General features: G+C 41.7%; 13 protein-coding genes. 4 read left to right on the top strand and 9 right to left on the bottom strand.

Annotated features, from left to right (window positions below; all coding sequences use genetic code 11):
• Window positions 1-124: 124 nt before the first annotated feature.
• The gene (locus tag CK503_RS06565) at window positions 125-1,855 is read left to right on the top strand and encodes a Na+/H+ antiporter NhaC family protein (RefSeq protein WP_095605999.1); all 1,731 of its coding nucleotides are present in this window, start codon (window positions 125-127) and stop codon (window positions 1,853-1,855) included.
• A 124-nt stretch (window positions 1,856-1,979) separates the two neighbouring features.
• On the opposite strand, the gene CK503_RS06560 is transcribed toward CK503_RS06565, so the two are convergent.
• On the bottom strand, window positions 1,980-2,750 hold the full coding sequence (locus CK503_RS06560) for an NRDE family protein (RefSeq protein ID WP_095605998.1): 771 nt from the start codon (window positions 2,748-2,750) through the stop codon (window positions 1,980-1,982).
• Window positions 2,751-2,845: 95 nt separating this feature from the next.
• On the opposite strand from CK503_RS06560, the gene CK503_RS06555 reads away from it, so the two are divergent.
• The 3 genes from CK503_RS06555 to CK503_RS06545 all read left to right on the top strand — a co-directional run bounded on the left by CK503_RS06555 (window position 2,846) and on the right by CK503_RS06545 (window position 6,712).
• A complete protein-coding gene (locus CK503_RS06555; protein WP_095605997.1) occupies window positions 2,846-5,458 on the top strand; it encodes a PP2C family protein-serine/threonine phosphatase in 2,613 nt (870 codons plus the stop codon).
• A 9-nt stretch (window positions 5,459-5,467) separates the two neighbouring features.
• A complete protein-coding gene (locus CK503_RS06550) occupies window positions 5,468-5,980 on the top strand; it encodes a thioredoxin family protein (RefSeq protein ID WP_095605996.1) in 513 nt (170 codons plus the stop codon).
• 75 nt (window positions 5,981-6,055) lie between these two features.
• The gene (locus CK503_RS06545) at window positions 6,056-6,712 is read left to right on the top strand and encodes a metal-dependent transcriptional regulator (RefSeq protein WP_095605995.1); all 657 of its coding nucleotides are present in this window, start codon (window positions 6,056-6,058) and stop codon (window positions 6,710-6,712) included.
• A gap of 209 nt (window positions 6,713-6,921) precedes the next feature.
• Here the strand turns inward: CK503_RS06545 and CK503_RS06540 are convergent, their stop codons facing one another.
• The 8 genes from CK503_RS06540 to CK503_RS06505 form a co-directional block, all read right to left on the bottom strand.
• The gene (locus tag CK503_RS06540) at window positions 6,922-8,061 is read right to left on the bottom strand and encodes a PepSY-associated TM helix domain-containing protein (protein WP_095605994.1); all 1,140 of its coding nucleotides are present in this window, start codon (window positions 8,059-8,061) and stop codon (window positions 6,922-6,924) included.
• Between the two features lie 24 nt (window positions 8,062-8,085).
• Window positions 8,086-8,409, bottom strand: a complete 324-nt coding sequence (locus CK503_RS06535; RefSeq protein WP_095605993.1) for a DUF6686 family protein — start codon at window positions 8,407-8,409, stop codon at window positions 8,086-8,088.
• Window position 8,410: 1 nt separating this feature from the next.
• Complete coding sequence (locus tag CK503_RS06530) at window positions 8,411-9,628, bottom strand: PepSY-associated TM helix domain-containing protein (protein ID WP_095605992.1); 1,218 nt, start codon at window positions 9,626-9,628, stop codon at window positions 8,411-8,413.
• A gap of 19 nt (window positions 9,629-9,647) precedes the next feature.
• Window positions 9,648-10,385, bottom strand: a complete 738-nt coding sequence (locus CK503_RS06525; RefSeq protein WP_095605991.1) for a DUF4198 domain-containing protein — start codon at window positions 10,383-10,385, stop codon at window positions 9,648-9,650.
• 50 nt (window positions 10,386-10,435) lie between these two features.
• Window positions 10,436-12,820 carry a TonB-dependent receptor gene (locus CK503_RS06520; protein WP_095605990.1) on the bottom strand — a complete coding sequence of 795 codons (2,385 nt, stop codon included), beginning with the start codon at window positions 12,818-12,820 and terminating at the stop codon, window positions 10,436-10,438.
• A 300-nt stretch (window positions 12,821-13,120) separates the two neighbouring features.
• Entirely contained in the window at window positions 13,121-14,161 is a 1,041-nt protein-coding gene (locus CK503_RS06515) for a zinc-dependent alcohol dehydrogenase family protein (protein WP_095605989.1), read from the bottom strand.
• A 350-nt stretch (window positions 14,162-14,511) separates the two neighbouring features.
• Entirely contained in the window at window positions 14,512-17,694 is a 3,183-nt protein-coding gene (locus CK503_RS06510; RefSeq protein WP_095605988.1) for a S41 family peptidase, read from the bottom strand.
• 186 nt (window positions 17,695-17,880) lie between these two features.
• Window positions 17,881-19,779, bottom strand: coding sequence for a glycerophosphodiester phosphodiesterase family protein (locus tag CK503_RS06505; RefSeq protein ID WP_095605987.1), 1,899 nt, complete (start codon window positions 19,777-19,779; stop codon window positions 17,881-17,883).
• Window positions 19,780-19,857: the final 78 nt, after the last annotated feature.

The raw sequence follows: 19,857 nt of genomic DNA, 5'->3' as shown, positions 1-19,857 counted from the left end.
CTACAATACCCTCAGGGTTTTTGTTGCAAAAAAAATCTGGCAAATTATTACAGAGATTGTATTTTCAAGGATCAATTGTACGTTTGGTATGGACAAGAAATAAAGTTAATCAAAAACTGATTTGATGAAGCGGAAAGCATTGTTTGTTATAGCCGGATTATTTTCAGTATTGCTGTTAATTAATTTTGGTTATGCTTCTCCCGACGCTGCCCAAGCTGCTGAGGAAACGGCTAAAACAGGGATTGAATCAGGAAGTTGGTTTAGTATTTTGCCTCCGCTCGTTGCAATTGGCATTGCATTAATTTTTCGCCAAGTACTTTTTGCCCTATTTCTGGGAATTTGGTGCGGTGCTTTTTTGGCAGGAGATCTTTCGTTCGGCGGTATTTTTACCAGCTTTTTTACAGCGCTCGACGGTTATATAGTGCCTGCCACGGCTGATGAAAGCCATATGAGTATCATTATTTTTACGATTCTTATTGGTGGTATGGTTGGTATTATCACCGATAATGGTGGTACACGCGGAGTTATTGAGCGCATCACCAAATATGTACGCACTAAAGTGAGGGGACAACTGATGACGTCCTTAATGGGATTTGTTGTCTTTTTTGATGATTATGCCAACACCATGGTGGTAGGCAGTACCATGCGTCCATTAACTGACAAGCTGCGTATTTCGCGAGCTAAGCTGGCCTATTTGGTAGATGCTACCGCAGCCCCGGTAGCGACGATAGCGCTTGTAAGCACTTGGATAGGAGCTATGGTTGGATTTATTGCTGATGCATCCGAAAAGATGCCTAACTTCACTGAATCAGCCTATGCGGTATTTTTGAGCTCGTTACCATATAATTTTTACGCTTTCTTTACCCTCCTGTTTGTGATTCTGATCGCTTGGTCGGGACGTGATTTTTCAACGATGCTTAAGGCCCGGATCAATCTTTACAAGGCAAAGCATAATCCGGAGCTCGATACGTATAACCTCTGGAAAGATAAAATTGAAGACGACGAAAAGACTAAAAAGGTATCACACTGGTCAAATGCAGTTATTCCAATTATAGCTCTTGTCGTAGGAACAGTTGGGGGGTTATTTCTAACGGGAGAAGGAAGTTCTGTTCAGGCCATTATTGAATCTGCCGATTCTTACAAGGCATTGCTCTGGGGATCGCTTATCTCTGTTACTGTAGCTATTATTATGACGCTTTCTCGAAAACTATTGGAAGTTGATGAGATGCTTGAAGGTATGATGGAGGGAATGCACACCATGTTCGATGGGCTTCTAATTTTGGTGTTAGCCTGGGCGCTCAGTGCGCTTACCGTTGAACTTGGTACAGCCGATTACCTGATGAGCGTTTTCGGGGAAACATTAAACCCCTATTGGTTGCCGGCTATTGTGTTTATACTTTCAGCTCTAACTGCTTTTGCAACGGGCTCGAGCTGGGGTACTATGGGGATTTTAATGCCGCTGGTTGTGCCGCTGGCTTGGGAAATTGGGAATAATACCGGGCTGGATTATGCCATTACGGCCGAAATTATTTATGCGAGTGTAAGTTCAGTGTTGGCGGGGTCGGTCTGGGGGGATCATTGTTCGCCGATTTCAGATACGACTATTCTAAGCTCTATCGCAACCCAGTGCGATCACGTAGAACACGTTAACACACAGTTGCCCTATGCGATGATTGTTGGGACTATTAGTATTGTGAGTTTAATCGCAATTATGGTACTCGGCGTTCCTGCATGGGTTATCTATCCGGCCGGAGTGGCTGTTATTGTAGCGATTATTTTTCAGTTTGGTAAAACTCCAAATCCTGAAGAATATACGCCTAAGGGTAAAGAGGCAGCTAATACAACATTGGATTAAAGCATCTATATTGACTGGGGCTTAGGTTCCGCACCGGAGGTACGGAACCAGATGATGTATGAGATTTTATTTTGAGTAAGGTCTGTGTCTCGATCCGAACCTCTGGTACGGATTTGTTTTTTAGCTATTTTTCAATAGTAAACTGGTAGGAGTTTTCCTTCTCAACATCCATTGTTTCAGGCTTAAATCGACGTTCTGCGAAGGTAACTTCTCTATTATGATCGACTAATAAAACGGTAGAACAGCGTGTGCCATACCCATCGCTTTTAATGAAAATTGGAGAAATTTTCTTTTCGACCTCCTTGGGAATTCCGGTGTCTGGCAGCTCTTCGTACGAGGCTTCTCGATCATCAGCCAATAGGTCAAAAAGTGGTTCGGGGGCAATGGTATTATCATTCATGAGGGACTGTAAGTTCCTTTTTGCAAGACGTACTTTCGGCCAGGGAGTTTCCAACAGGTGATTGCTGAGACCGTATAATCCCGAATTTAACAATAGAATATCGTCTTGTTGATTGGAGTAATAGCCCAGCTGATCCAACGATCCTGCTAACAGATTAAAACCCATATAACTATCTGCATCGGGATGAAGTTGCTCAATATGTTGTTTGGGATTGAGATCATTTTTTAAAAAATCGATCACTAACTTGCCACGACTGGGCGGATTTTCTTTCTTAATGTCAGGATCGCGGTAATTTGTTATCGCCGAAAATTCTCCCTGTTTATTAACACCCATCCAGGTGCCACCGGCTTTTAAATCCTTACCGGCTAAGATGTTTGGATTTTCATCCCAAAATTGAGCTGCTCGTGAAGGTCGTTCATAATGTTCATCCCGATTAGCGGCAAAAATTAGCGGGTATTGGGGATGTTGTTTATATGAGAATACAATCAGACACATTTTTTGTTCGGCTATAGTAGAAAGCAGAAATTTACGTAAGAATTTGGCATATTCGTGAGTGAAAACAAAAGAAATATCTTACAGTAAAAAACTGCATGTCGATTATTGATAAAAATACTGCATTTGGGGTTGGGGATTTTATTTTCGTTGCAGTGGGATTGTTATGCGTTTTTGGATTTTTCTTGAGTTATCCCTCACAGGAACCACGCAGTGTTATACAAAAAACAATATCTGAGGATTCGGTCGCTGCAACAGCGAACCAGGTTGTTCGTGATTTAGGATATTCTCTTGATGATCGACAAGCTTCGGAAATTACATTGCAGAGCAATACCGACTTACTTGACAGTTTACAACTTGATAACGGTCGCCAGACATTTATCCATTCAGTATCAGACTCTATTCCCCCAGGCTTACATCCATATTATTGGAATATCAAATTTTCTAATATTAGAGATAATTCTCAATCTACAGACGATCAAAATGAAAATATTGTTGTACGTCTTGATGAGCAGGGACGCCTGATCGAATTTCTAAATCCTCAGAATAGTCTGCCGGGTCGTCCTGTGCATCGCAGGGCTTTAATCCATGCCTTTGATGCGGATGCTGATTTGAGTCTTTGGAAGACGTTGCCTGATTCGGCCTGGGATAGAGTGCTGCGATTTGATTTCGATGAGGATTACAACAGTGATTCGACTCCAGATACAGCGGATGTCACTGATACTGAACGCTCGCATACATTTCAACGGGCTAATATCGAACGGTTAGCAAGTTATTATCTTCAAATCGGAGGTTGGAATCCCGAACAATTTGAATTTTCGGATATTCAAATTGAGACCGTTCATTCACAGGCCGTAGCGGATGTGGTCGTAAATGCCTCGACTCCGATAATGGGACAAGATCTCCGTATTAATGTTCGTCTTCTCTCCAGTGGAGCGTTGGTAAATCTTGATGCTACCTACAATCCGGATGGTGTGGAACAAAATATGCCCGGATTATTAGAAATTAGCAGGATAGCGATAGTGTTGATTTTCACTCTTACCCTGATAGTCCTGTTTTACTTCCGGATTCGTTCCCGCGCAGTTGATACCCGATCAGCATTGATTGCCGGTATTTTAACAGGGCTGATTGTACCGGCGACTATTTTTTTACAAGAATGGGGAACAAGTTCGTTGATGGGGGTAAATGCGCAATCGATGGACTTGCTTGGCTTGGCGCTGCAAATGGGGTTTTCGGGTGCTTTTACCTCGGTGGGCGTATTTGCCCTATTTGCCGTCGGTGATTCGATTATGCGTCAATACTGGCCCCAAAAATTGTACAGTTATGATTATCTCCGCGAGGGAAAGTTTTTTAATAAGCCTATCGGGGAAATGATTCTGCGATCAATGGTACTGGCATTTATGCTGTGTGGAATATGGACTGTTGCCCTTTCTTTTGCTCCCAATCTGTTTCTCGAAATCGAACGTACTTTTCTTGCTCACGAAGTAGCCTGGGCACCCATTTATCTTTTTCTAAACAGTTTTTGGTTTAGCTTGTTATTTGCATTGAGCATCTTTGCCGTTGCGGCAACACAGTTTTATAGCACTCATAAAAGAAAGTGGCTTGCCTCATTAACGATCGTTATTGGTGTTATTTTAATTATACCTACTTTCCAAAATGTTGGGCCGGTCATTTCGGAGATCGTACTTTTTGGAATTTTAGGTATTGTTTTCCTCGCTATTTTTCTGAAGTGGGATATTCTGACAGTCTTTTTCACCCATTTTCTTTTTGTATTAATGCTTGAATCCTCAAGCGGTTGGGTTGTAAGTGGTTCGCCGGATCTGCCTGCATTTATTCTGTTATTGATTTTCTTGTTTGGTAATGCTGTCGCAGCAGTATTATTTATTGTCAAGGGAGAGAAAGAGCAGTCTCTTTCGGGCTATGTGCCGGATTATGTTGAAGAGCTGGCACAAGAACAACGCATTAAACAGGAGCTTAGAATTGCGCGTGATGTCCAACAATCTTTCTTACCAGTAGAAACCCCGCGTTTTAAAAACCTGGATTTAGCCGCAATCTGTAAACCCGCGTACGAGACGGGTGGGGATTATTATGACTTTGTTCAACTTGATGACCATCGTATTGCAGTAACTATTGGAGATGTGAGTGGCAAAGGCATTCAGGCCGCATTTTATATGACCTTTATCAAGGGAATGCTTCATAGTCTTTGTCGTGAGATTGATTCACCTGCTGAGATTTTAAAGAAGGTGAATCGTTTATTTTATGATAATGCTCAGCGAGGAACTTTTATCTCGTTGGTTTATGGAATTATTGACCTAAAAGAGAGAACATTCCGTTTTGCTCGTGCGGGACATAATCCGATTTTGAGAGTGGACGGTAACAATACAAATTTAGAAGAGTTAAAACCCAAAGGAATTGGTATTGGATTGTCGAGGGATCGTTTTGACGAGCATCTGGAAGAGGTTGAATTATCTGTAGAAGAGAATAATGTAATTGTCCTTTATACTGATGGAATCGTTGAAGCATTGAGTGAGACCCAAAGATTTTATGGCACTAAGCGATTCAATACGTTGATAAAACAGAATGTCCGGAAATCAGCCAAGGAAATTTTAGACTTGTTAGCGCAAGATGTTAGGTCTTTTATCGGCAAGGCAAAACAGCACGATGATATGACGATAATGGTTATAAAGTTAAATGATCAGAAAGAAAAATAGGTGCTATTAATGAGATTACTGTGGAATGTGAGAGGATTATTCATTGGATTATTTGTTTTACTTATTGGAATATTCCCTGCAACAGCTCAGTCGGATATAAATTGGAATTCACTTTCTGAAGCGCAGGAGTTGGCCAAAGAGAATGGTAAAAAGGTAATGCTGTTTGCCGAAGCAGAATGGTGTGGGTATTGCAAAAAAATGCATAAGGAAGTGTTTCCAAAGCAAACGGTTCAAGACAGTTTAGACAAATATTTTTATCCGGTTAAGGTCGATATCGAGTCGGATCGCGAAATTGTATTTAATGGCCGTTCCCTTACCGAACGGCAATTGGCGCGTCAGTTTAGAGTTAGTTCGACGCCCACATTTATTTTTTTGGATCGGGATGGTAACACCATAGGCAGACAGCCGGGATTTTTGCCGACTGATATTTTTGACAAGCTTGTGGCTTTTGTAGGGTCAGATTTAACAGGTAAGCAATCGTTTAAAGAATATTTAAATAAGCATGGAGTAGATATTAATTAATAGGTTGAGAGTAAAATAGCACTGAGATATTCCATATATTATGGTAACAGAAATGATGCATAAAATGTATTCAAGATGGTATTGAGTCAGGCTGTTGAAGATTATCTGAAAGCGATATATACGCTGGAAACAGAAAATAAAGGGGCGTCAACCACGAAGATTGCAAATTCACTGGATGTCTCGTCGGCATCGGCCACTAATATGGTTAAGCGGCTGGGCAAGATGGGATTGGTTGATTATCAGTCGTATAAAGGAGCACGGCTGACGGATTCAGGCAAGAAGATTGCGCTCGAAATTATACGTCACCATCGACTGCTGGAGCTGTATCTGTTAGAAGTGATGGGGTATTCTTGGGATGAGGTGCACGATGAGGCCGAAAAGCTGGAGCATCATATCTCGGAACGGTTTGAGGATAAAATTGCCCAACTGCTTGATGATCCTACTCACGATCCGCATGGTGATCCCATCCCTACCAAAGATGGATTAATGCCCGAGATGGATGCAGAACCTCTTATTGAGGGAGAAGCAGAGCAAGAGTATATAGTGAGCCGGGTAAAGGACCAAGACCCGGAGTTGTTGCGTTATCTCGAGAAGGTTGGTTTGCTGCCCGGAATAAAAGTAAAAATAAAAGAAAAAGCTCCTTTTGATGGGCCGGTTACCGTTCTTGTTGAGAATGACGAGCAGGTGATTGGCAACGATGTTGCCAGAAATATCTTTGTGGCCGAGATATAAAACGTTCGCTTTTTTGAATTGTAGCTAAACACCTAATTATAAATCGTCGGCTTTGGAGGGGGGATATACCGTGATCACTGGTAAGCTCATTACCAAATGGTTAGGTCGGGGTAATGATCAGACTTGCTTGGGTATAACTCCTCATGTTTTTAACGAAAAAACCTGTTTCTGGAATAGATAGAAAATATATAGAACAGAGAGGAGGAGTATCAGTGGGTGACTTCTACTTGATTCGAACAAGTAGAAGTTGAATGAGCATTGAACTGAGCTAATTCCTTGCGTCGTTTTCTACGTTGCTGCCAGATAATAAATCCGGTAATAGACAGGATGGGAGGGGCTAATCCGGCTATGCAGTAGAGTAGCTTGATAAATATACCACCCCAGTTTCCAAAATGAAGGGGATAAGCAACACTCAAAATGTTATAACTCCAGTGCTTTTCTCGGATTAAAAATTGCTCTGTTTCTGCACCTGTTTGTGGATTGTATTCGATGTGATTTGAAAATTCATAGTGGATAGACCAGTCGGTATTCATGCGACCAAAAATGGTAATAGCATCTTCCTCCTCAGTCGGCATTTCAATGTAAGTTGGGGTGAAGCCCGCCACATTAGATCGGGATTTCTCAAGTAGGTTATTGATTGAGACATTGATGGATGGAGGATTGGGATCCTGATTTTCTTCTCCTTTGATAAAGTGATAGGTATTGGTTCCTACCACAATTAGCGATAGAAAAATACCGGTTAGAACCATAACAAAGTTCAATAAGAGGGCCCACACGCCTACAGTGCGGTGTAGTTCAGAGGATCCACTTTTAAGGTTTCGAAATCGAGGACGAATTTTAAAAGTAAGAACCCGCCAAATGGATTTACGATAAAACAAGAATCCGGTTATTAGTGAACCTAAAAAGCAGATTCCGGCCAAAAAGAGTACCAGTTCACCTGCAAAACCTGCATGGAGCTTATAGTGTAAATTGAGTAACCAATAGGAGTACGTTTCGTTCCCATGCAGGTCTCGCAGTATTGTTCCGTTTGTTGGGTTAACGTACAGAATACGTCGTCCTTCATCAGGTCTTCGGACCTGGGCTTCAATAGCACGGTTGGGTGTTTTGGGGATATGAGATATTCTTACACTCCAGTCTGGATATTTTTGTTGTATTGATTGGTAGGCCGCATCAATATTGACACTCCCTTCAGCTCTATCTAAGTGAATGACATCACGGTGAATATAATGTTCGATCTCATCATCAAAGACGAGCAGAGAACCCGATACAGCCATAACCAATACAAAAAGTCCGGCAATTAATCCGAACCATTTATGAATGCCAAGGATCTTTTTCTTTGAGATCTCCATGATTGATAATAGCGATACACAGCTTTAGGTATATAAAATGTCGTTGACTTCCAGCATTACCGAGGCCTCTTCAAGTGCATAACAGATCGTTTTAAATTCTGATTTCTGAAAACACATTTGCACTTCTTTTTGCTGGGTGTTTATAACCATTCTTTCGGTCCCATCTGCGAATGTTATTGATCGTTTATTAAAATCCAGATCGATAAGAGTAGAAGTGAATTTTTGAAAACTTTTGGGACTAAATTTGAGTAATAAGTTTTTATGGTAGAGAATGATATTATCGCAGCAGCTGCACCGCTCGATACTGAGGTTCTTTCTCCGGCTTAAGATAGTGTTGGTCTTTTCCATATTACGCTGGTACTCTTTCTTTCGATGGAGCTGCTTTTTCTCTTCGTTTTTGAAGTTGTTTTTCACGCTTCCATTGGCGTTTCTTTCGATCCCACCAAATAATAAATCCGGTAACAGGCAAACTGGCACAAATAAGGCTGGCAAAAAAAGCTATAATTTTACCCGGTATTCCGCCAATAGCTCCGACATGAATATCGTAATTCATGGCAACCAGTTTTTCGCCAGTATTTTTATTCTCATAGCGGTCGGCAGCCAAGAGTTTTCCAGAGTATTGATCGAATTTTAGATAACTTCTTCCGTAATAGGTTTGTCCGTCGGGACGAATATTTGCGCGGATAGTTGATTGCGAATCCGTTGGTGCAATCAAAGCTATACTATATGCTTTGGGATATTCTGCCCATGCCTGTTGATAAGCTTGCTCCATTGGGATGGAGTTCGCTTTCGTATCAGGAATAGTGGAGGCCACTTTTTCTGTGGGGCCATCCGGCAATTGATAATCACCGGTTCCTAAAAAATGAAGGCTTTTTTGCGCAAAAGGGAAGTACCAGTAGAGACCCGTAAAGGCAATAATTAGCGAAAGAGTCAGAAAGTAAAAACCTAATACATTATGGAGATCATAATTTGCTCTACGCCAGGTTGAGTCCCATTTTATTTTGAAGCTTTTTTGTTTCCCAGCTTTGTTCCATTTTTTGGGCCACCAGAGAATCATTCCCGAAATTAAAAGAATGATAAAAATAACGGTGCTCCATACAACGATAGGTTGACCAATGGGCGTGGCCAGCAACAGACTCCAGTGGATACCTTTTACAATTTGGAAGAAGTCTTTTTTCTCGTTGACGATACCCTCAATCTCTCCATTGTAGGGATTGATATAGGCTGTTTTGTAAGTTTCCATACCACCAAAGTAGGTCCACGAATCTACACCGCCTTTATATAGCATGGCCGACCAGTTGCGATCGGGATTTTTGTAGGTTGTTAGTCCAGAGGGCAGATGTTCGACGCCCAGTGCGTCAGCAGCGTTGGCTTGGAGCTTCTCTATGGGCAGGTGTTGTTGGCTCTTAGGCACTTCATCCGCATAAAAGGTGTCGTGGAGAACGATCTCCGAAATTTCCTGCTGAAAAACGAATAGGCACCCGGTAATACTTAAAATAAGTACTATCAGACCGGTAATAAGTCCGAGCCAGCGGTGCAGAAATAAGATAATTCCCTTAAAATCCATAATAATATTCGAATATGAATTATTGTACTTTTATCGTATATGTTGAAGTGTGACGGGTAGCCTCGTAGTCGGTTTTGTTGAAGGTGCCGGATGTGTCTTCGGTATAAACGGTTTCTATGACGTATTGTCCTTTCCAGGGAAGGGCAAATTCAACATTGCCATCTTCGTTGGTAGAAACTGTTTTGGTCCATTGGTCAGCTATGCCAACAACGATTTCTTGTTCGGCTAGTGGCTCTCCTTCATAAAAAACGGTGAGCTGAGTGCTATCACCTGCTTGCTTTGGTTGAGCACTACTATCATGTATTACCAAAGGATTAGCTTCGGTAAGGTCGGAGGTGGTCTTGGATGTATTTTTACCCACTACTGTTATTGTTGAGGCATAAAAGTTGGGCTTTAAAATCCCCAGATCATATTCACGCCAATCTACAACGTCCGCTTGATCGCTTTTAAGAAAGACAGTATATGCACCAGATTGTTCAGGGGTGAATTCTGCCGTGTATTTTTGTTGGCCGGGGGTGGTATCTAATTGTATTCGGTTCCCGTCGGGAGTAACAACCCATAACTCAAAATCTGCGACATCTTTAAAGTTTTCATCGACTTTTTCGTAATAACCAGAGGTATATTCTCCATAGTATACATGAACCTCTTGTGATTCTCCGATAGATCCGGTAGAAGTCGTTTCTATCCACAAGTTATGAGCAAAAAGATGAGAAGTGATAAACAGTGTGAAAAGAGTTGATAGAACTATTTTTTTCATAGAGTACGTAATAAAGAAAGCCCCTCTGTAATGAGGGGCTCAGGCTATAGTTAAAACTTATAAGTGAATCCCGCAGTGATATTACGCGGACGCTGTGGATTTACTGTGCTCCATCCATTATAGTATTCCTCATCAGTAAAGTTATTCACCTTAAGAGTTAACCGATAATTGTCGGTATTATAGAATACTGAGGTGTTTAACACCGTATAAGCAGGAATTGTAAATCGTCCTATTTGGGAATTATTAGTGACGTAATTATCGCTCGCATAATTTCCCCCCAATCCAAGTCCAGCTCCTGCTAATGGTCCACTGGTAAGTTCGTAGCTTATCCAACCGTTAATGAGGTCAGAGGGACCTGCATCATTCGGTCGACGTCCTTCTTCACCAGCAGTGCTGGTTACGGTGTATTCACTTTCATTGTGGCTGTAGCCCGCTGTAATATTTAGCCCATTTATAGGAGCTGCATTTAAGCTGAGCTCAAAACCACGGCTGTAGAGCTCACCATCTTGAATAGAATAATTAGCTCGGTTCGGATCCGACCGTACAACATCTGATACTGTGATGTCGTAATAACTGGCGGTTGCGTTTAAACGCCCGTTAAAAAGGTTTGTTTTAACGCCGGCTTCCCATTGGTTTGCACGTTCCGGTGAAAAGCTTTCGATAGTACCGTCTCCCTGCTCTTTTGGGGCAACGTTGTTAAAGCTGTTCATATAATTTCCAAAGATAGAAAGCTGCTCATTGAACGGTTGATAAACCAACCCGAATTTGGGTGAAAGGGTTGTTTGGTCATAATCGTCGTTTTCGGTACGGACATTCCCTTCATTGACAAAATGATCCAGTCGCAAGCTAAGCATAGCCGAAACCTGGGGTAGTACATCAATGACATCCGAAACGTAGGCGCTATATACCTTTTGCTCGGTTTTACTTTTATTTACTGGAGAACTGGCCAACATGGTATCCACCTTAGCCTTGGAGATAGGCGTAGGATTGTTGTTGGTGAGGTTTATAGTATCGTACAAAGTATAGCCGGTACTATTGTTAATCACTTTCTCTTGGAAAAAATCCAGTCCGATAACCATACGGTTTCGTAGGCCAGCCAGTTCAAAATCTCCTTTGAAATTTTGCTGAATATCAGTCCCATTGGTTGTAGAGTTCTGATCGCTGATACGGCGGCTATAGATGTTTTCGGGGAATCCGATGGTAGATACATAGCTGTAGTAGCCATCCGATTTAGCAGAACTGCGGGAAAGAACCGTTTCTGAAGTCCAGTTTTCTGAAAGGTTATAGGTCATTTTACCCTGTAGGCTATAGGCAGGATTGTTGATGGTCAGATCGTTAGTAGTGTATGAGAGTTCATTATTATAGCCTAACTCGGATGGATTGTTAGCCTCAAGCGGTGCACCACGATTAAGGAACAGCATCAGTGGGTTAGTGCTTTCTGAATGGTATAGTTCTGTATTGATCAGAAAGGAGAGGTCTTCATTCACTTCATACGAAAGGGAAGGTGCAAGGAAGAGCGATTCGCTGAATCCCGCATCCTGAAAACTATTTTCTTTGTGATATGCGCTGTTAATACGCAGAGCAATATTTTCTTCAGAACTAATGGGCATATTTATATCTGCCGTAACACGATTTAGCCCAAAACTTCCGGCCTTATAAGAAACTTGTCCACCAAATGTATCATATGGTTTTTTAGTTACTACATTGATAAGACCGCCGTAAGAAGTAACGCTGGTGCCAAACAGAGTGGCAGATGGACCTTTCATAAGTTCAACACGTTCTATGTTGGCAGGGTCCAGTGAACCGTTGGTAAGTGAAGGTAATCCGTTCATCATTTGTGGCTGTATGGAAAATCCTCGTATAGCATAGTAGCCTGCTCCATCACCACCTCGTCCTGTTGATTCCCAAAGCTTAAAGACACCCGGAGCGTTTTTAAGAATGTCTTCGAAACTTGTTAAAGCCTGTTCTTCTATTAGATCAGCACTAATTGTATTATAAACCTGCGGATTTTCTAAATCCTGAACGGGAAGTTTAGCTACATAACCACTGAACTCAGTAGAAAATTTGTTGATTTGATTGCCCTCAACAACAATCTCCTGAAGTTCTTCATTTTTGTCTGAAAGTGTAATATTGACTGATAGTTCTTCCTCACTTTCGATTGAAATGGATTTTCGTTGGGTGGTATAACCAACAGCAGAAACGACCAAGGTATAATCTCCTGCGGGAATTTCAGTGATCGAATAATAGCCTTGCGAATCACTGGCATCTCCAAACGAAGTACCTTGTAATGCAATATTAATATTGGGGACAGGCTTTTGTTCGGTATTGGTAACTTGTCCTTCAATTTTTGCCGATTGGGCAAATACAGAAGCGCTAAAAATAAAAAATAGCAGTGCAGTTAAGGTGGCGCGAATAAAATTATTTTGGTAGTTCATAAGACGTAAATCCTACAATGGTAGATTATTTCCAATTCTGATTTAATTGCTATTGAGAGTGAAATCTAAAGGAACGTTTTGTTGCTTTTGAATAGCAACCATCCTTATGTAGATCACTTTTAAATAACACGCCCGAAACTATTTAGATTAAATCTATATAGCAAGTAAAATCTGAGGTAAATTTACGTCTTAAGAAAGGTCTGTTGGTTAGATCTGAAGGATATCCCAGAGAGAATATTTCAAATAAAAAAGCCCGTACAAAAGGTACGGGCTTTTTATAAAGATAAATTGAAGAGTTAGTTATTTGTTTTCGAGAATAATTTTTAGGGCCTTTTCCTCAGCAGCATTACCAAAGGTGTCATAAGCCTCCATTATTTCATCTAATTTAAAATGATGAGTAATTAGCTGCTCGGGTTCCAGCTTGCCTGATCCTACTGTTTTCATCAGCATGGGAATGGTATAGGTATCAACCAATCCTGTAGTCATGGTGATATTTTTGATCCACAGTTCTTCCAGCTTAAAGTCTACGCTGGTACCGTGAACACCGACCACAGCAACCTGTCCACCGGCTTTAACGATATCCTGGCAGATATCAAAAGTTGCAGGAATACCAACTGCTTCAATAGAAACATCTACTCCTTTGCCATCGGTGAGCTCCATTATTTTATCAATAGCATTTTCGTCCCCACTATTGACAGTGTCGGTAGCTCCGAATTCTTTTGATACATCGAGGCGATTGTCATCGAGGTCAACCATAATGATTTCAGCAGGGGAGTAGAATTGGGCTGTCAATAGTGCTGCAAGACCAATGGGGCCGGCTCCAACAATGGCAATCACATCACCGGGTTTTACTTTGCCGTTGAGTACCCCTACTTCAAAACCGGTAGGTAAAATATCGCTGAGCATGACCAATGCTTCTTCATCAGCATCCTCTGGGATGTGGTAAAGGCTGGTGTCGGCATGTGGAATTCGTACATATTCGGCTTGTGTACCATCGATTTTATGTCCTAAAATCCAACCACCGTCCTCGCAGTGAGAATACATCTGTTTTTTACAGTTATCACATTTTCCGCAGGCGGTGATACAGCTGATGAGAACATGATCTCCTTCTTTAAAATTAGATACTCCTTCACCAACTTCTTCGATAATTCCTACGCCTTCGTGACCAAGTGTAGTTCCATCTTCAACAGCAGGTACATCTCCTTTCATAATGTGAAGATCAGTACCGCAAATAGTTGTTTTGGTAATCTTGACGACAGCATCAGTTGTTTCCTGAATGGCTGGTTTGGGTTTGTCTTCGTAAGTGCGATTTCCGGGACCGTGATAAACAAGTGCTTTCATAATACGTACCTCTCATTTTTGTTTGAGGGCATCCATTATAATTTCTTAGGGATGCACTGATTGCTATTTTTATATTTTATATAACTGCAAGAGATATGCCATAGGTATTCATTTGATGATTATTTATTTCAGCAAAGGTTTTAGGATAAACAGGAGGGTTTTTTATCCTGAGAAAGGATCAATCGATTAAAGTAGATTTGGCCGGTATTGCATATATGCAATGTGATTGACATTCAGCAGTCGCATTTATGCACAAAAAAAGCACCGACCAAAATTGATCGATGCTCTTAATGTTATTCTAAAATTTGAGAAAGGTTGAGGATGTTTCCCGAAGTCCCAATCGATTATTATTACTCTTGATCTATTTGATTGAGTAGTTCGTCTACGGCTTCTTTTAGCTGGACATCCTGACCGGTTCTGTAATCCGGGGGATTGATTACTTTAACATCAGGGACTGCCGGAACGCGATCCATATTGTTATCTGTATTTTTAACAAACCAACCCCGGAATGGTAGTCGAACATATGAACCGCCCATTAGGCCGGCCCCCCCGGTAGAAATTACTGCGCCAAACGTTGGTTCGCCTACTAATGTGCCAAGATCTAACTGTTTGTATGCATGAGAAAAGATCTCTGCATTTGAATAGCTATTCTGGTTAGCCAGCGCAATGGAATGTTTGGTCCAGCTGGATAGTGGCAGTCGCTCACCAAAGGGATAGTGCTCGCGGAAATTAGTTTTGTTTTTCGAAATATTGGTTGTTGCTCCCCGTGGGATCGTATAGGCGTGTTGGCGATATTTGAGCACCGTTAACAGGTAATCAGTCGTCCACCCACCGCCGTTATATCGTACGTCGATAACTACCCCTTCCTTACCTTCGCCAGTGGCTACAAGCTCGCGTTCAAAACGCTCAAAGCTGGGCCAGTTCATTCCTTCAACATGAATGTAGCCCAACCTCCCGTTTGAGTATTCTTCGGTAAGTTCTTTGCGTTTTTCAACCCATTCATTATAAAGTTGGTCTCCAAGGCTACCGGTTGGTTCAATAACAACGTCTCGGGTTTCACCTTTAGAGCTTTGAACCTGTAACAGGGTCGGCGTATCAACTCTGTCGGATAGTAAGCTGAAATAATTATCTACTTCGGTAACTTGTTGTCCACCAACGGCGATAATAACGTCACCTACATTTAGGGTGCTCATTTCTCGGTCGGCCGGAGAGTTGGGAACCACGCGAACAACCCGAACTCCATTTGAAGTCGGTTCAACCTCAGCACCGATAAGCCCGGTTCGGGTTTCTTGCGTTTCAGCGCGATCCGATCCGTAAAAGCCCATGTGGCTTGCATTAAGTTCGCCAAGCATCATATTTACTACATCTTCAAAATCTTTATCTGTTGATGTTTGCATAGCCCATGGTTTGTAGTGGTTTTTAAGAGCTGTCCAATTCTGGCCATGAAAATTGGGGTCATAGAAGTTGACGTTCAGTTTACGCCATGCCTCCTCAAAAATCTGTTCTCGTTGTTTATTGTGATTTATTTTCATGCTTGCACGATAAGGCAGTTGCTCAATACTGTTTTTCTCCAGATCATAGCGTCCTATTTTTCCACCGCCTTGCATAAAATAGAGGCTATTTAAATCGATATTTAAGCTGAGATCGTAGGGATTTACTCCTTGATCGGTAAGAGCGGAAATCTCACTGCCGTCCCATTTTGCTTTGTAGATGTCCTCATCAGCATCATCACCCACAAAGTAGAATGTTTGTCCGTCTTTGGAGATAGCAATATTTGATTCGTCTCCGGGCATCGACGTAACTTGATGTAACCGTTTGTAAAGGCCGTCGAAGTCGATGGATACATCTACGCCAGCGGTATCTTCGGCTGTTACCACTTCAGGCTTTTCACTTTTATCCCAGTCGAGTTGTGTGCGCTGCCAGTCACGTTTATTGAGCCAGGCAAACCAGACATCATCATTACCGTTATTACGATTTGACAGAAAGGCTAATTTGTTTCCATCAGGACTCCAGACCGGCTCGGTATCCGGACGAGGGTGCTTGCTGATGTTGACCGGATCCCGGGAGTCGTCTGCGGGATGAATATAAATTTCATGGTTGAAATCGAGATCCGGCATAGAGTACGCCAGCCATTCATTATCAGGACTCCAGGCAACATCACTGGCTTCTGCCCATCCATTATCCACTAAAATAGTTTCATCTCCAATACTATCACGCCCGGTAATTTCTGAGACCACCAGTTGGCCACGGCCGCGATTGAAAGCTACTTTCTCCCCGTTAGGTGAAACTACGGGATTGCGTTCTCCGAGTTCCGTATTAGTAAGCTGCTTTGTCTGGAATTGGAGGCTTTCAAAAAGATCATTGGTATCTTTTTGTGATGGCCGAATCGAAAAAAGATCATATTGACCGTTGCGATCGCTGGCAAATATCAGTGTAGAATCATTTAAAAACGCTACATCACGATCACGGTAGGGATGGTCAGTTACTTTTACTGAACGTTGTTTGGACGCATCGTTATGCTTAACAAAAATTTCGCCTTCGATGACAAATGCCAGCCAATCTCCACTCGGGGACACATCAAACTCCTGCGCATCTTCAGTAAACGTTTTTTGCTCAATATTATAAAATCGCTGGTCTTGGGTAACATCCAGATGCAAGGGCTTGCTGTTACCTTCTTGGAGATCAAGTGTAAAAAGCCCTGATTTGCGTTCATATACGATACGCTGTCCTTCATCATCGATATCAAAATAGCGAATACCATCTTCTTTGAAGTTGGTAACTTCGGTCGGAGAATAATTTAGGTTACCGTCATCATTTAATTCCACTTTATGGATATTATGCGCCCCGTTTCTTTCGCTTAAAAAGTAAAGCGTCCGGTTGTCTGTAAAGGTGGGATACATGTCATTACCCTTAAAATCGGTAAGCTGATGGTAACTTTCGTTTTCCAGATCATAGAGCCAAATGTCTTTATTGGCTGATCCACGGTATCGCTTTCGAAATTCTTTATTATACCCTCTGACAAATACTAAAAATCGCCCATCGGGACTCATTTCTGCCATCATCCCAAAAGAATCAAAAAAGCGGTCGGGAGTACCGCCTTCGGCACTAACAGTATGAATCTCGGGTTCCCATTCTACTTGGTTGAATAGCCTGTTGCTGGTAAATATTACGTTGTTGTCGGGAGTCCAGCCGGTTAGTTCGTCGTTGGTGGAATGATAGGTGAGCCGTTTGATTTGGCTGCCGTTTTTATCCACTACAAAAACATCATCATTCCCGTGACGGTCGCTGGTAAAGGCAATTTGGTTGCCGCTGGGACTCCATTGGGGGTAGGCCTCATACGCTTCGTGAAGAGTTAACCGCCAGGCGCGCCCGCTTTCAGCTGGTACGGTCCATATATCGCCCTGATACGAAAATGCAATGGTAGAGCCATCGGGGCTTATTGAAGGAAATCGGGCAAAAGGCTCATCTGACTGAGCAAGTGAAGTAGTAAAAAGTGAACATACGATAACAACGGTAAGAAATAGCTTTTTCATAATCTGATAGTTAATTGGAAATAAGTCTGAGTAGTTCTTATTGATGAATATCTATTTGAAAAGTCATGTACTTTTAAAATCCTATTATGTAAGAGATTTTAGGCAGAAGCAAATTTACGTCGTAAAAATCAGTAAATTATAAGTTATAATAAGAGCGAAAACGATAACCAATAGTTTTTTGATTTGCTAATCTATTTCAATAGTTATTAGCTGGTTGAATTGCAGTAAAAGTCGTTCGGTCGCAGATAAATTTTGCAATTCTTCTCGTACCTCAATGGCGAGCTTTGGCTTGTCTGTGATAATACCATCCACATTATATTCAATCATGGTTGCCATGATATTTGCACGATTGACGGTCCAGGCGTAGACTTCAATATTTTGTTGTTGCGTTTGGTTGATTAGTGAGGGAGTAACAGCTCTGTGATTTATCGCCAGAAGATCAACGGGTAATTGACTTTTATCACCTACCGAAAAAGCAGACACGTAGCCTACGGTAATTTGTGGAGCCTTTTTTTGTATCAGTCGTATAGTGTCGATATCCAGTGACATGATTATAACATCATTCTCCATGGCTCTTTCTTGAATAACATCAATAACTTTACGAGCTAATGCCTCAGTGGATTGTTTTAGCTCAATCATCAGCCCGATATTTTCACGGCTTGCAGCTAAGAAATCATCGAGTGTATGTATTTTTTGTTGAGAGCTTTTGCCATTAGAATATGCTTTCTGAAGAAGCTTTTGTAGATGATCATAATCTGTCTTAGAGATTGGAGCCGGATTATTGGCTATACGCATAAGATCAAAGTCGTGTGCTACTACGACCACGCTATCACGGCTTAGCTGGACATCAATCTCGGCCCACTCAACTTTTGTCTGCATGCTAAGGTCGAGAGCTTGCAGTGTGTTTTCGGGGGCGGGAGCCGGGCCTGCTCGATGCGCTGCTATTTTAACTTGGCTGTTTTTGGTCTCTGGGATCTGTTCTATTATATAGCCACTAAAAACAAAGCTAATGAAAATAATGCCACCAACTACCGAAAAGAGTAACGTTGGTTGAACAACCTTTTTTAAAATAGATCCGAGTTTTTTGAATTTATATCGGGAGGGTGGGGCCGAAATAGCATTGATCTTTGGAACATCCTGAAAGTAAAGCTTGGTAATAAGTGTTGATACGTAAGAAAATCCCAAAAAGGATATGATAGCATCAAGAAAGAGAGAGCCCATTAAATAAATTCCTGTTGCAAGTGCGATGATTCGCAAGCTATTTGTGAAATCACTTATCAAGCCGATAATCCAAAAGGATACCCCAAAAAGAATAGTGTCTGTTATAAACCGGATAATTACCCAAAAGCTGATAGCAGAAAAAATAGATTTTAGAAGCTTTTTTGATCTTTGAGTGCTAATTTGCCAGGCATATTGTAACGATTCGCTGATGGATTTTTGACTGTGAAGATAAGTTGGCAGTGCAAGCACAAGTCGGCCGGCTAAAAAGGCAATTCCCGATAGCCAGGTTAAAAACCAAATTGCCGATATGATGATAGCAATATGCCATTCGATCGGAGTTGCCGAGAGGTAATAATTAATATCATAGCTATCCAGTAATAGCTCATATATCAAAGCCAAGCCTGCAGCCAGCGGTAATAACAGGAGTAGCCCTGTTGTCACAATAAACAAACACAGCCGAAATAATAGATGAGTTTTACTGAGGATACGGAATATAATACTTCGAAAATCTGCCACTTGGTTATAGAGGTCATCAGCCACAATCTGGAATATCCCGGCAAACCGAAGTATCCATCCGGTAAGGATGAGGGCAGTACCGAGTAAAATATAACCTATGCCAACAGGGGATAGCAGCCAGGTAATGAGCTGTTCATTTCCAACTATAAGTTGTCCACGGCGGAAAAATTCAAGGCCAAGTACGGCAGACGAAATAGGAGCTAAAATTATAGCAATGATTCCCCATGTGAGTATGGTCCACGCTACCATCGGCTTCCAGAGATGGATAACTCGTCGCCAGGTAGAGCGAATGAGGTTTGAGGTTAAAATTTTCCGGATAAATTTATTCATGGGGGTTATGATAAACATTGGCTGATAAAAACCAATTTTGGAGGAAATTTTCTTGAGAAATGAGATATAGGGGGATCATAATCAAAATAAAAAAGG

Origin of the sequence: Fodinibius salipaludis, from assembly GCF_002287075.1 — a bacterium.
Classification (GTDB): Bacteria; Bacteroidota; Rhodothermia; order Balneolales; family Balneolaceae; genus Fodinibius; species Fodinibius salipaludis.
Note: the sequence above shows the minus strand (reverse complement) of the source record. Positions and strands in the feature narration are given on the sequence as shown.